Origin of the sequence: Methylobacterium soli (assembly GCF_008806385.1) — a bacterium.
Classification (GTDB): Bacteria; Pseudomonadota; Alphaproteobacteria; order Rhizobiales; family Beijerinckiaceae; genus Methylobacterium; species Methylobacterium soli.
Window position 1 is genome coordinate 21,605 of the sequence record NZ_VZZK01000022.1, and the last position, 13,528, is coordinate 35,132.

Annotated in this window: 15 protein-coding genes and 1 pseudogene; 12 read left to right on the forward strand and 4 right to left on the reverse strand. The window is 60.6% G+C overall.

Going from position 1 to position 13,528, the window contains the following annotated elements:
* Positions 1-5 precede the first annotated feature (5 nt).
* Positions 6-1,514 (reverse strand): flavin-containing monooxygenase, encoded by a 1,509-nt coding sequence (locus F6X53_RS19355; RefSeq protein ID WP_151001907.1) that lies wholly within the window; start codon positions 1,512-1,514, stop codon positions 6-8.
* Positions 1,515-1,760: 246 nt separating this feature from the next.
* On the opposite strand from F6X53_RS19355, the gene F6X53_RS19360 reads away from it, so the two are divergent.
* The 5 genes from F6X53_RS19360 (at position 1,761) to F6X53_RS19380 (ending at position 5,448) form a co-directional block, all read left to right on the forward strand.
* On the forward strand, positions 1,761-2,114 hold the full coding sequence (locus tag F6X53_RS19360; protein WP_151001834.1) for a 4a-hydroxytetrahydrobiopterin dehydratase: 354 nt from the start codon (positions 1,761-1,763) through the stop codon (positions 2,112-2,114).
* A 551-nt stretch (positions 2,115-2,665) separates the two neighbouring features.
* Positions 2,666-3,568 (forward strand): AI-2E family transporter, encoded by a 903-nt coding sequence (locus tag F6X53_RS19365; RefSeq protein WP_238298870.1) that lies wholly within the window; start codon positions 2,666-2,668, stop codon positions 3,566-3,568.
* 270 nt (positions 3,569-3,838) lie between these two features.
* Positions 3,839-4,291 carry a hypothetical protein gene (locus tag F6X53_RS19370; protein WP_151001835.1) on the forward strand — a complete coding sequence of 151 codons (453 nt, stop codon included), beginning with the start codon at positions 3,839-3,841 and terminating at the stop codon, positions 4,289-4,291.
* 91 nt (positions 4,292-4,382) lie between these two features.
* A complete protein-coding gene (locus tag F6X53_RS33235; protein ID WP_151001836.1) occupies positions 4,383-4,727 on the forward strand; it encodes a hypothetical protein in 345 nt (114 codons plus the stop codon).
* A 517-nt stretch (positions 4,728-5,244) separates the two neighbouring features.
* Positions 5,245-5,448: a hypothetical protein gene (locus F6X53_RS19380; protein WP_151001837.1), complete on the forward strand. Its 204-nt coding sequence runs from the start codon at positions 5,245-5,247 to the stop codon at positions 5,446-5,448.
* Between the two features lie 76 nt (positions 5,449-5,524).
* On the opposite strand, the gene F6X53_RS19385 is transcribed toward F6X53_RS19380, so the two are convergent.
* Entirely contained in the window at positions 5,525-6,397 is an 873-nt protein-coding gene (locus F6X53_RS19385; protein ID WP_191970907.1) for a class I SAM-dependent methyltransferase, read from the reverse strand.
* A gap of 639 nt (positions 6,398-7,036) precedes the next feature.
* Here F6X53_RS19385 and F6X53_RS19390 point away from each other — a divergent pair.
* Positions 7,037-7,618 carry a Ros/MucR family transcriptional regulator gene (locus F6X53_RS19390; RefSeq protein WP_151001839.1) on the forward strand — a complete coding sequence of 194 codons (582 nt, stop codon included), beginning with the start codon at positions 7,037-7,039 and terminating at the stop codon, positions 7,616-7,618.
* 29 nt (positions 7,619-7,647) lie between these two features.
* Here the strand turns inward: F6X53_RS19390 and F6X53_RS19395 are convergent, their stop codons facing one another.
* Together F6X53_RS19395 and F6X53_RS32920 are read right to left on the reverse strand one after the other, a co-directional pair.
* Entirely contained in the window at positions 7,648-7,965 is a 318-nt protein-coding gene (locus F6X53_RS19395) for a hypothetical protein (protein ID WP_151001840.1), read from the reverse strand.
* Between the two features lie 297 nt (positions 7,966-8,262).
* Positions 8,263-8,475 (reverse strand): hypothetical protein, encoded by a 213-nt coding sequence (locus F6X53_RS32920; RefSeq protein WP_151001842.1) that lies wholly within the window; start codon positions 8,473-8,475, stop codon positions 8,263-8,265.
* A gap of 152 nt (positions 8,476-8,627) precedes the next feature.
* On the opposite strand from F6X53_RS32920, the pseudogene F6X53_RS34030 reads away from it, so the two are divergent.
* The 6 genes and pseudogenes from F6X53_RS34030 to F6X53_RS19430 all read left to right on the forward strand — a co-directional run.
* Positions 8,628-8,750: pseudogene (locus F6X53_RS34030) on the forward strand (hypothetical protein); the annotation flags it as partial.
* 151 nt (positions 8,751-8,901) lie between these two features.
* Complete coding sequence (locus tag F6X53_RS19410; protein ID WP_151001843.1) at positions 8,902-9,144, forward strand: hypothetical protein; 243 nt, start codon at positions 8,902-8,904, stop codon at positions 9,142-9,144.
* Between the two features lie 208 nt (positions 9,145-9,352).
* Positions 9,353-9,538 carry a hypothetical protein gene (locus F6X53_RS19415; RefSeq protein ID WP_151001844.1) on the forward strand — a complete coding sequence of 62 codons (186 nt, stop codon included), beginning with the start codon at positions 9,353-9,355 and terminating at the stop codon, positions 9,536-9,538.
* Between the two features lie 452 nt (positions 9,539-9,990).
* On the forward strand, positions 9,991-12,273 hold the full coding sequence (locus tag F6X53_RS19420; protein ID WP_151001845.1) for a P-loop ATPase, Sll1717 family: 2,283 nt from the start codon (positions 9,991-9,993) through the stop codon (positions 12,271-12,273).
* Positions 12,274-12,551: 278 nt separating this feature from the next.
* On the forward strand, positions 12,552-13,049 hold the full coding sequence (locus F6X53_RS19425; RefSeq protein WP_151001846.1) for an SRPBCC family protein: 498 nt from the start codon (positions 12,552-12,554) through the stop codon (positions 13,047-13,049).
* Positions 13,050-13,113: 64 nt separating this feature from the next.
* Positions 13,114-13,299, forward strand: coding sequence for a hypothetical protein (locus F6X53_RS19430; RefSeq protein ID WP_151001847.1), 186 nt, complete (start codon positions 13,114-13,116; stop codon positions 13,297-13,299).
* Positions 13,300-13,528 lie beyond the last annotated feature (229 nt).

Here is a 13,528-nt window from a genome sequence, read left to right on the forward strand (position 1 = left end):
TAGTTCTATCGCTCAAGACGCCTCCCAAACTCCAAAGTGCCATCGGCCAACGATCCGAACCTCAGCGCCACCAAATCCAGTAGGTAATTCTGGTGCAGCCGCCACGGTCGCTTCGACCCTTGCTTTGGGAGGGATGCGAGCGCTCTCTGGATATAGCCCGACGTCAGGGTAACCGCCGGCTCTTCAAGGACGGCCGGGTCGCGCCTGCGCGGCACGCACCAGGAGTAGCCCTGCTCCTGCATGTGGTTGAGGAGGCGGCAGACATAGCGCGACGTCAGTTCGCATTTCAGCGTCCAGGACGCATTGGTGTAGCCAATGGCGCCTGCCAAATTGGGAATATTGCTGAACATCATGCCCTTGTAGGTGAGCTCTTTCGAAGGATCGAGCGGAGTGCCGTCCACCTCCAGCCGCATCCCACCCATAAGCCTCAGCTGCAGTCCCGTTGCACTCACGATGACATCGGCCTCGAGCTGCTCGCCTGAGCGAAGCCGCAGCCCGGCTGGTGTGAAACTCTCGATCTCGCCGGTCACTAACGTGACCTGACCAGAGCGGATTGCTCGGAAGAGATCGCCATCCGGAGCTAAACACAGGCGCTGGTCCCATGGCTTGTAGCGGGGCCGGAGATGACGATTGACGTCGAAGTCAGGGCCAAGTTGCTTCTGCGCTGCACGTAGCATGGCCTTCGTCATGAAGTTCGGTAGACGACGTGCAAGCGTGTAGAGCAGCAGCCCCAAAAACACGTTTTTCCAACGCGACAAGCCGTGTGCGAGCTTGTCAGGCAGGTGCCGCCGAAGCCACTTGGCGATCGCGTCCTCGCCGGGGATCGTCACGATGTAGGTAGGCGAGCGTTGCAGCAAAGTGACGTGCGCTGCAGCCTTGGCCAACTCTGGCACGAGCGTGACGGCGGTCGCACCACTGCCGATCACGATGACACGTCTGTTCTCGTAATCAGCGTCATCCGGCCAGAGCTGCGGATGAATGATGGGACCGCGAAACTGATCCATGTCTGGCCAGGTGGGCATGTAGCCTGCGTCGTAATCAAAGTAGCCAGTACACAGATAGAGGAACTGGCAGGCGTAGCGTGTAGGAAGCCGGTCAGCTCCAACTTCGACGTCGAGGTTCCAGAGAGCATCGGCGGAGCTCCACGACGCCTGTGTCACGCAGTGTCCGAATTTGATCCGCCGATCGATGCCGTAGGCCTCGGCGGTGTCGCGGATGTAACTCAGGATCGAAGGGCCGTCCGCAATCGACTTGTCTCCCCGCCACGGCCGGAAGCTGTAGCCGAATGTATACAAGTCCGAGTCCGACCGCACCCCAGGATACCGGAAGAGATCCCAGGTGCCGCCGATTGCATCTCGGCTGTCGAGGATTGCAAAGCTTCTGCCCGGGCATCGGGCCTGCAGGTAATAGCCGGCGCTGATCCCCGAAATTCCGGCTCCAACGACCAGAACATCAAAGTGCCGGACCTCCTGGTCCACGTCGTAGGCCGACAAAGAGGTTCCAGCTTGAGCCATCACATAGCCTTCGCACACGCATCGACAATCAGGCTGGCTTAAGCGCCCCCGAGCCCGGCTGAAGCAGCGGAGTAGCATCGCATCCCGCTACAAGAATCAACGTCATGCTGCTCGCAGCCCACCCAACATGCCCAAGCTGTCCCGTAGTACAGATGACCAGCCAACTTTCGGAGCGGCCGCTGATGAGGAAGCTCCTGGCAAGCCGGGGCAGCTGTGCTAAGTTAATTCATCCTGGAGGATCGCTCCATGCCCGGTCAATCCGAACAACTCATTACGAAATCCTGCACACCGTGCCGCGGCGGCATTCCGCCACTCACGCCTGACGAGGCCGAGGCGCATCGCAGTCAAACCCCAGAGTGGGTTTTGCTCGATGAGTCACATCGCATCGAGCGCAAATTTGATTTCGCCAGTTTTGCCGACGCTTTCGAATTTGTGCAGCGTGTTGCCGAGTTAGCCGAGAGTGAAGGCCATCACCCCGACATCACCTTCGGCTGGGGCTACGCGACGGTTTCGCTGCAGACCCATAAGATCGAGGGCCTGCACGAGAACGACTTCATCTTAGCAGCAAAGATCGATCGAGCCGCAACGGCCGAGCATTGAATCACGATCTCAAGCTTTGCAGTAAAAATCTTTGGGCCGGCTCCTGTGAGATCGGAAGAACATGCCTCGGCAGGGATCCGATCGAACGCAATGCGGCCTATTATCGTTGTTTATAGGGCGCAGCCTGTGCGCTGGTTTGACGTGAGGCTACCATGAAGTCGATGTCTGAGATGACCCACGACGTCACAGATTCACTCAAGAAGATGGCTGGCCGGCTGACGGGTCGTGATGGCGCCAGCAGTCACTCAAACAAGCCGTCTGGTCAAGCCAACAGGCCGATGGGAAAGAAGTGACCTGAAAAGAGGTGGAGGCGTTTTACCAAGGTGCCCCCGCCTTTACCACGGGGAACTTGCGAAACCGCGGTTCCCTTTCGTTGATGGTGCGAGCACTGCTCAGAGGCCTCTATTGCGAAGCCGGTCTTCAGGATGGCTCGCTAATGGTGGACGTCACAAACGAGCACGCGCTTGCAGAGCGTCAGCGCGCTCGGAAAGCGCCGCGAACACGATCATCACAGAAACCAATCGCGGCATAGGGAAATTGTAGCTGGAGACATGCTCGACCCCATTGGACGGCATCCACCACCGGGTCAGCCCATTCCGTTCAAAGGAGTAGTGCTCTCCCGGATCGAGATCACGACGCAGGTTCTAGCTGCCATTGCTCTGATCGGCGCCCTGCAGGTCGGCCTGCTCGCCTCCCTCTTAGCCGGGTTGCTAGTCTACGAACTCGTGCATGTGCTCGCGCCCAGCCGCAACGGCGAACTCGTTGCCCGCCGCACTGGGAAGATCATCGTCGTGGCGCTTCTCGCCATCCTCGTCATCGTGGCGACGGGAGCCGGAATCCTGGGGCTGATCTCATTGCTGTCTGGCGGGTCGGACAACCTTGCGGTTCTCCTCCAGAAAATGGCCGAGGTCGTTGAGACAGCTCGCGCCCATCTCCCCACCTGGGCCCTCAGCTCGCTGCCAACAGACCCGGATGAGCTAAGGACGACCGCCTCGACGTGGCTGCATGAACATGCAGGGCAGTTGCGCTCCATTGGCCAGGATGTCTGGCGGACGTTAGTTCACATCCTGATCGGGATGATCATTGGGGGCATGATCGCCGTCAGTCGCGAAATAGGGGGTCGCGAGCATGGTCCCCTTGTGCGCGCCCTGACCGAACGCGTGCGCCTCCTTGGGGCTGCCTTCCGCAGCGTAGTTTTTGCCCAGATCAGGATCTCAGCCCTGAACACGGCTCTCACGGCGCTGTACCTGTTTCTCGTCGTTCCCTGGATAGAGGCCAAGCTACCACTCACGAAGACCATGGTGGCGGTGACCTTCATTGTTGGGCTTCTGCCTGTGATCGGCAACCTGATCTCCAACACCATCATCGTGGTGGTGAGCTTAAGCGTGTCGCCCCTGCTGGCGGTAAGCTCTCTGATGTTCCTGGTTGTCATTCACAAGTGGAGTATTTCGTGAATGCCCGTGTGATGGGTTCTGAGATCCATGCACGGGCCTGGGAGCTCCTGCTAGCGATGCTTGTCATGGATGCGATCTTCGGGATCGCCGGCGTGGTGGCAGCCCCGATCTACTATGCCTACCTCAAGAATGAGCTCTCGGCGCAGAACCTGATATGAACGGTACAATTCGAGCGTATCGTCGCCAAGTGGCTGCTTCCGGGCACATGTATCTCGGCGCTGTACGGAATAAATGCCCCGCAGCAGCCGGAGTGGTTCGGGAGGCACTGTCATGCGGGAACTCGTCCTTGCCACAGTCCTGACCGCCACGCCGGTGGATATCATTCCCGTGCCGTTCCAACTCCCGCTGAGCGTCCATGTCGTGCTCAACGAACTCTTGTGGTTGAAGAACCCTGCTAGCGAGATCGACTGCAAGGGCCGACGCTGCTCAACCGACTTCGCTCTGTCCATGGAGGTCAAGGAGCGGCCTGCGGGCACGCCCGAGCAGCGCCTGCGCAGCGAGGTGGCACGGAAGGATCATCCTGGCGGAGAGGGGCGGATCATCGGGCCCGTCCACCGGGTCGGTCGTTTGTGGACGGCGCGATGGGATCGTGGCTTCGTGAGCCTTGTGGAGGTCGGTGAGCGTGACCTGTGGCTCTGGCTCGTCCCGCCCGCTGACCCCGATGGGGCAGACCGGGAATGGGAGGAAGTCAGCAGGGACGAGTTGCTACCGTCTGCAGGCTAGACGAGGCCAGAGATGCCTACCGCCAGGCCGGCCAGGCCATTGTTAGTGCGAAGCATTGAGATCGTTGTTTGAGGTCGGACAGAGGTCGAGCATGCACGTGCTTGATACGCCAGACGGCCGCTACATCGTCGTGCACGGGCGTTTATGGCGGCGACACCGGCCTGATCTGGAGCCGGTTGAGAGAGACCGGCTCCGCCGTGATCTGATGGAGGCTCGTCGATCGATCAGGATAGGCCGACGATCGGGAGATCGGGCGCTGCTCGCTGCGGCAAGTGCCGTCGTCGAGGCTGCCAAGCGTAGTCTTGGCGAACGCGGACCTGTCTGGTGGAGCGACGGTACTCCGGATTTCGACAGACGAATGATTTGGAACACCTCGTATGCGCCTTGGTACGAGACATTGCCCGGCAACGAGCGGACGATGCATGGCCGGAGATGAACTCCGTTGAGCTGCTCGCCGGGTCGGTTGCACTTTGGCAATAGCTCTCGAGACCACGTTCGGTTGCGAGCTCAATGTCGCGCTGGATGAGCGAGGTTGGGGCCACATGGCTTAGAACGCTTTGCCGGACGAGGCTTGCGCACTTTCGCGCACTTTACCGGGACCGCCTGAACGGCGAGAGTTGGAGCGGCCCCGAAGGTTCTGTGGCGTACTCTGAGAGCCACTTGAGTCCATAGCAGCTTTTCCGTTCGATCACCTCTTGCCCGTGCTCGCTGAGCTCTCTCGCAAGCTTCACTGAAGGCAGCGTCGCCGTAGAGCTCAATGAGGCTTGTTACATCCAATCTGACCGCCTCGCTTACTAAGTTTCGGGTGTTGTGCAGGCCGTTCTTGAGGTAAAGCATCGAACCCTCCCAGCTGCACCGTCGCCACTTTTCTATGATGACGTGAGGCACGAAAAGAGTCATCCTGGATTGAAGGTCTGGTGAGGTACAGATCTCGCGGCCAAGAGGGCTTTCACATGTCGGGCCACTCGGTTCACATCAAGCTAGACGGCAGAACCTATTCCGGCACCTTCAAGGTCGATCGAAACTTTATGACGGTGACAACGCCGTACGGCAAGAAAACTGTTCAGGTAGACAAGGCGCAACATGCCGCGCTTGCACAGAGGCTTTTGGAAGAGCTTGTACAGCAGGAAAAGGCACGGAAGGGCTCGTCGCTCTAATTCACCTGTCACGCCGGACGAACCACTTAATAGAAGGGCGCCCCTCGGATCATCTCGACTTTGATCTGATTTTGCGCTAAACTTGCTTGTCAAATACTATGATTTTGGAGACGAAAGCATTCACGCTGCGTGTAAGCGCTAGGCCGCAGTTGCGCGCTACGGTGCTGAAGTCTTCCTCGATATAGCTCGCATAGTAGGGCTCATGAAAGTTCTGCGGGAAGAGCTCGAGCAGCCCATCGTAATCCGGCACATCGCCCCGCTGGAGCGAGTCCACTACGACAAGGCGACCACCAGGCTTCAAAATGCGGGCGAACTCACCGAACACCGTGCGGCGAACCTGCGGTGGCAATTCGTGAAACATGAAGATGCTGGTCACCGCATCCTGACTGGCGTCGGGTACAGGGGCAGCTTCGCCATTGGCCACGATCAGTTGAGTCCATCCCCACCGCTTCAGATGACGCTTTGCCTCTCTGATGTAGGCCTCTGACATGTCCAGCCCGAGACACGGCAGACGCGGCCAAGACTGCTTGGCGAGATCAAGGAAGCGCCCGGTGCCGCAACCCACATCGAGAAGCCTCAGGCCCCGCTGATCGCGCCCGGCAAAGACCTCGGACAGCGGCGGTAACGCCTGCCGTCGGATGGCGTTGGCGGTTCCATAGAAGAGCACCTCAACCTGCGTGTCGTAGCGCTGGGCCGAGTCGTCCGTCATCCAACCACCGGACTGAAAGTGGAAGTTCTGGAGGTAGTAGCGAGGGCGCTTGCCGCGAGTTGCCTCACTGAGCACCTCGCTGTGGCCCCCGCTCTCCCGACGGCGGTGCACCACAGGCAAATCTTCGAAAAAGAGGCCCGAGCGGTTAAGCCGGGTCAGAAGTGGGCCGTCATGATCGGCCGGCAAGGGGTAGAGACCGGCCTCCACGTTGGCGAGGTCCTGCCGGAAGAGCGCAGCCATGTCTGCATACAGACGATCAAGATTCGGTATGGGGGCTGTGGTCCGAGCGCGAGGTCGAGTGCTCTCGCCTTCCTGCCGCGCATTCTGCGCAAGGCGGCTCATGGTCAAGGCATGTCCAACATACCATGCGACGCGGGATAGCTGGCTTGCGCCGTAGGCGGCTCGCATTGCCAAGCGGTTCATTGAGCTGTCCATGCCTCTTGCTGCCCATCGGCAAGGGTGTCGGATAGGTCAGCGTAGGGGAAGAGACGAGGCGGTTGAAGTGAGCAGGAAGCTGTAGCGGGGGTGGAATGAGGCGCCGGAAGAAGCGGGTTTTCGACTGGAGGGGATCCCGAGACGATGATCAGCAACTATCCTCATCGACGGCGATCACATCGGATGGATAGGCAGGGCGATCCAAGCTCATGATTCGGCAACGAAAAAGGTCCTCAATGGTTCATAGCACGCTCTTAGGGAGCCAAACGCAATGCCGGTCGCCGAACAACACCGCCGGGTCTCTTGTTAGCTAGACATAAAACAGGAAACATCGCGAGATTCGCTGCTTTCTGCGGAAAACTCTTCCCGGCAGCTTGCCTACGAGTTGCAACTTCGTAGAAAATGCATAGTGGTTGAGGTCTCTGGAAATAACGAGATCCTCGCATGTCCGAAACCGAAATAGCTTCTCAGACAAACCAGATCGAACTCGCCGTCGATATCGTCTCAGCCTACCTCTCGAATAACCACGTTGCCGCTGGCGACTTGCCGGCCCTGCTCATGAACGTCCACGCGGCTGTATCCGGCCTCAGTCAGCCGCCTGCCGTAAACGAGCCTGAGACAAAGGCCACGCCCGCACAGATCCGCAAGTCAATCACCCATGATGCGCTGATCAGTTTCGAGGATGGCAAAGCCTACAAGACCCTGCGCCGGCACCTGACGATCCGCGGGCTGTCGCCGGAGGCTTACCGCGCTAAGCATGGTCTGCCCGCCGACTATCCGATGACCGCGGCTTCCTACTCGGAGCAGCGCTCCTCCCTCGCCAAGAGCCTAGGTCTTGGTCAGCAGCGTCGTAAGCCGACCATAAAGGCCAGCGGCGCATCTGAGAAGGTGACAGAGGTTGCTGTACCTGCTGAGGCCTCGAAGGGCCGCGGCAGCCGGAAGAAGGCGACAGAGGCCCCGACGGAAGCCGAAGCACCCAAGAAGCGCGCTGGGAAGCGCAAGGCGGCAGAGCCGGCAATGGCCTGAGAGAGGTGAGGTCCGGCGCGCTGTGTCTTTCAGGGCGCGCCGGCGTCCTCATGGTTGCGGGCGATGATCTCAAGTGTGCGCAGGATGGCAAGACCGATCGCATCGGCATCGACCCTGCCCTCGGGCGTGGGCGGCAAGACAGCCACGGCTTCGACGTCATTGCCTGCGGTTAAGCCGACAAAGACCCGGAGCACGGGTCCTTCAGGCTCGCTGTCGTCCTGCACCAGACCAACTCGGTAGCCGGCCTCCTCGCCGTAGATGCAGAGCGCCTCAACAACCTGTCCGTCCCCGCTTGAGGACTCGCTGTCTCGCTTGCTGCCAAGGTCTGGGCGAATGACGTTGCTCATGTTCCTATCGTCGCCGGATGGTGGTTAAGTTCAGGTACGCGAGCGCAACGAACTTCGCTGGCCCGGTGCCTCTACGTCGAGTTGCGCTCGGCAGGCTCGCCCGTACTGATTCGGGCGACGCGCGCCGAGCGCGTGCTGATGGCGGCACGACTGCGTCAGCCGGAGCCAGACATCGTAGACGTCAGCGTGTTCGCCGAAGCGCTCGCGCAATCGCGCCAGATCGTAGACGCCACGGCGTCGGCACGGCAGGCACTCGACGATGAGGCGCCGACCGGCGATGTCGCAAAGACGCTCCACCTAGCGGCGGCCGAGCCGAGCGCGGACATAGCCACGAGAGATCACCCTTTCCTGCTGCTGTAGACGGCGCTCGGCAGCAGCGAGATCCCGAAGCGCATCTTCGATCGCTCGCACAAGGGCTGCCCACGCGTTGCCCTGCGCCGCCAGCCGGTAGGCGTAGGCGATCCGCTCGGCCTCGGAGGGTCGCACCTCCATAGGTTCGCTGTTCGACATCGCCCTCACTCGTGCTAGAACAAAAAAAGAACAAACAGGATGCCGGGCGCCCTTTCAATCTGCCCGGATCAATCTTTCCAGCGCCTGTGAATGGCTGTGGAGGAAGGGAGGAAGAGCGAATGGCGGCAAGACATTAGCGCTTCCACTGCACGGACGGACAGCACGCGGTGCTCGATCGCACGGGCAAGCGGCTGAAGGACGATGGGCTGGCTCATGCCTACGCCGAACGGACGGCCCTCGAGGTGATGGCAAGCTGCGGCGGCCGTCTCGACTAGTCGGACTGGATCGTCGACGTGCACGACGCGAAAGGTCGGCGCGTTCTGATCCTAGCCTTCAGCGACGTGCACGCATCGCGCAAAGCGGCCTGAAGTGACCGCAGACCATCCTCACTCAAAGACGCCGAGCTCGGCGCAAACAGAGGCTGCCATGGACGCAGTTCGACGGGTTGGGAACTACCTCCAGGTTCAGGATGGGGATGGCTGCCGCCATCTTCTGCGCGTCACCAGCGTGCAGTCGCTGAGTGACACGGATCCGCTGCGCAACGAGACCTTCATCACGGCCGCCGGCCGGACCATCCGGGTGCTGCAGCCGCTTGAGGAGATCGCCGACCTGATCGCGCCGGGAGAGCAGTTGGCGGCAGAAGCTGAGGAGGCGGCTTGGCCATTCTGAGGTGAGCACGATCATAACAGCGCTGCTCCGCTACGTGTGCAACTTCGGATGGTGCAGCGGTGCTTGGTCAGATCCGGCGACGCGTCGCCGTCATCGCGCCCGTCCCGGACCTCCGCCGAGGGTGTTCATGCCCACAGTGCGCCGGCTCTCACCCATGCCAGAAATGCGCTTTCACCACTTCGCAACCATGCGTTGCGAGGATGGTCACATGCTGAGCCTGTCGCCTCCGCGCCTCTTGACCTTCTTTGTGTCTGCCGTGCTGATCGGGCTCGCCATCGCGAGCTTGTACCTGCGCATTCCAACGATCGGACCCACTGTCGTGAAGTTCCGGACCTGGTTCTTCATCGGCGCCTATGTAGTGTTGGCGCTTGGCGTGGTATCGAAGAGCTCGTGATCAACCGCTGATTGCTCCTGTCGCACGATCTCCGTGCCTTGAAGAGGCTGCCCTGTTGTTCAGAAGAGCGCTGGAAGTGAAGGGATCGCGGAGTGCCGCTTGCGCTTGCCCCTTCGCCGAAGCGAGCACGGTGGTACCCTGGCGCGGTCAGATCAGCTGCTCAACCACTTCTGACCTGGCGCTCTTGCAAGAAACAAATCGCTTGCCGTAGAGCGACCGGTTGCGGCCGCCTTCGCGAGGGAATGGCAGCCCGTGCTCTCAAAAGAGAGCTAGGCAGTTGCCGAAACGTTCATCGAGCCTCATACAGACGAACGAAGAGCGAACGGGTACGGTGTCGTACTCCAGAAGCGAGGGGTTCGATGTCGGGTCCGAAGGTCGCATTCGTTGCATATTCTTCGAGGGATCCTTCGGTCGCCGACCTAATCCTTCAAGGCGTCAGGCACGCAAATGCAGTGACCGCGCAACCCGTCCGCTACGAACCGTGGGTCTTCAACGACATCCCAGGCAACCCGCTGATCTCGCCGATCTTGGCGAAGATCGACGAGTCTCCGTTCGTCGTGGCCGACATCACCTACCTGAACCAGAACGTGATCTACGAGGTCGGCTTCACGGTCGGGCGTGGGAAGCGGGCTTTTCTGATCCGGCACTCCGGAACGGCGGGCGACAAGGCCGTGGCCAAGGAAGCCGGCATCTTCGACACACTCGGCTATCACGAGTATGCGACCTTTGAGGACTTGCGAAACCGGCTGACCAGTCACGTCGACGAGGCCCCGCTTCCGTTCGGTCTTACCCTCGATCGCAAAGCGCCCGTCTACATCGTCGAGCCGCCGACCCGGACGGCCGCTGCCACGATGGTGACTTCCCGCGTGAAGAAGGCGGGATACCGCTACCGCAGCTTCATGCCCACTGAAGATACCCGCTTGGCGGCGAGCGACGCTGTTCGCCAAGTGGCTGCCTCCTCGGGCGTCGTACTTCTGCTTCAGCAGTCAGATGTGGGAGGCGCCGACGTCCACAACGTGCGTGCGATGTTTGTGGTGGGTCTCGCGCATGGTATGGGTAAGCCGACGCTGATCCTTTCTCCGGCGGGTCACGACGCGCCGCTCGACGTGCGCGATGCGATCAAGACCTACCGTTTCCCTGACGACATCAAGGATCGCGTGGCTGATTTCTGCCCCGCGATCAACGACCACCTTCAGCAGGCGGACCCGCCTCCAATCGAGACCGGCGGCCTGCTCCAGAACATGTCGATCGGCGATCCGACCGCCGAAAACGAGATGACGACCCTCTCGCAGTATTTTCTTCGGACCGAGCAGTACAACCGGGCGGTGCGAGGCGACGTGAACCTCGTCGTCGGTCGCAAAGGATCCGGCAAGACGGCCCTGTTCATCCAGGTCCGTGACAAAATCCGTGCGGACAAGCGCAACATCGTGGTCGATCTAAAACCCGAGGGTTACCAGCTGCTCAAGCTCAAGGACGACATCTTGTCGTACCTAACGGAGGGAGCGCGCCAGCACCTCATCACAGCCTTCTGGGAGTACCTGATCCTACTAGAGGTCACCTACAAGCTCCTCGAGAAAGATCGGAATACGTACAAGTTCAACCACGAGATCAGCGAGCTTTACCTTGAACTCGACGCCACGTACCGCGTCGATAGCTTCTCGGCAGAGGGCGATTTCTCCGAGCGCCTGCTCACCCTGTCGCAGAGGATCAGTGAGCAGTACGCTGAGCGCTATGGCCGGGAGGACGGGCGCAAGCTGACATCGCAACAGGTCACCGAACTGCTATACACGCACGACCTGCGCAAACTGCGCGATCGAGTCTCGCGCTATCTCGAGAAGAAGGAGAGCGTCTGGGTTCTGTTCGACAACCTAGACAAGGGCTGGTCCACCCAGGGCGTCGATGTAATCGACGCAATCGCATTGCGCTGCCTGATCGATGCGGGACGGAAGGTGGAACGTGAGATGCAGCGCGCCGGACACCGATTCCGCTGCGTCGTGTTCGTTCGCAACGACGTCTACGAGCATCTCATGGCCAACTCGGCCGACTACGGCAAGGAGATGAGGGCGACCCTTGACTGGACCGATCCGGACCTGCTCCGCGAGATGCTGCGCCTGCGCCTCGTCTCTTGCCTGGATGGTAAGGCAGCGAAGGTGTCGTTCGAGCAAATCTGGCCGACCATCTGCACCTCCCATTTCCGTGGGGAGGAGAGTTCGGCCTTCATTGTAGATCGCTCCCTGATGCGCCCGCGCAATGTGCTCAAGATCTTCAACCACGCACGCGGCTTTGCCAGCAACTTCAACCGTGCGCGGATTAGTGAGGACGACATCGAGAAGGGGATGCGGGCTTACTCCCAGGATCTCCTCATCGAACTCGACCGCGAGCTCAGCGATGTCCTGCCGGAAGCGAAGGATCTCCTGTACCACTTTATCGACGCGCCAAGCATGCTTGATGTTTCCGCCCTTCAAACTATCATCGAAGAGGCGGGCATTGACGCTTCGGAAGCTGAGAGCGTCATCGACTTCCTCCTCTATTATGGCGTCCTGGGTATTCGCACCAGCGAGAGCGACCTCTTCATCTTCAACGTTGCCTACGATCTAAAAGCTTTGAAAGTACGGGCAAAGCGGGCGGGTACAAGCACACGCTACCTGATCAACCCTGCCTTCGGGCCCGCCCTGGGTCTCAAGGAATTTAAGGACGGCATTGTCGACTTGGACGAACCCGTACTGCCGTTCTGACAGCCATTGCTGCAGCAGCGGATTCACGGAGGGTGATCCGGCAAGACAGCGGATGAAGGTGAGACCCCATGCGACTTCGAGCCAGGATCTGAACCAAGGTCGTCCGTCACCACCCGGAAGCTGTCACCCGCCACTTGGCTGAGGATCCAGTGTGCTTGCTGATGCGGATCATGCCGGCTCATGGCACTGTGCGGCTGGCGAGACACTGAGACTGGATGCCCTGCCGCTGCTCGCGACGACCTGCGCATGGCGCTTACGACTGCTGCTGGGGGGCCGTCATGAACACGGCTGCACAGGTCCTCGGGTCGGCCACCTTTCTCGCTCAATGCACCTGCAGCTCTGCGCTGGAGGTCATCCGGGGCCTCGACATCCCAGCCCCACCTGCGGCGGTGTGGGCGATCATGGGTGACTTCTGCGCGATCGAGCACTGGCATCCTCAGGTGAAGCGCTGCTTCCTCTCGGAGGACGATGAGGATGGTGCCGCTGCTCTGCCGGTGCGGAGGCTCTTCACGACTGAACGCGAGAGCATCATCGTCGAAGTCGAGACCGATCGTGATGAGGTCAGCATGAGCTACAGCTCGCGGCTGCTCGGTGGCCCTGTGCCGGTGAAGAACTACAGCTCGACCATTGCTGTCACGTCGAATGGGGCAGGAGCACTGGTCACCTGGCGAGCCACTTTCGATGCCGACGCGGTGAGCGACGCGGAGGCTGTGACCTTCATCGCCGGCAGCTATGAGCGAGGTTTGGCCGGCATCGCGAAGGAAGCGGGGCGGTAGGAGGGCGGCCGGTACTGGTCCCCGCCTTCACCACTCCTCAACCACGTGTGGCGACACTGCTCTCATGCTGAGCCTCTCGCCGCCGCGCCTCGTGACGTTCCTGCTATCCATCGTGCTCATTGGGCTTGCGGTCGCGAGCTTCTATTTGAAGATCCCGACGATCGGGGCCACCGTCATGAAGTACCGCACGTGGTTCTTCATCGGCGCCTACGCCGTGCTGGCGCTCGGTGTGGTTTCAAGGAGTCTATGACGGCACGCATGCCGCCGCTGTCGCACAGCCAACCGGGTGGAGGATGACGCCGGCGCCCACCGACACCTGCCCGATGAGCTGCAAGTCCCCTGCCCTGCACCAGAGATCAGGGTGACGCCTGCTTGCGGTGGGCTGCTCCGATGGCGTCGGTCAGGACAGCCTGAGCGCCTTCCTGCCGCAGGCTTGCGGCCGGCTGCCCCTGCGCGGAGGCAGCCATCATGATCGAGTA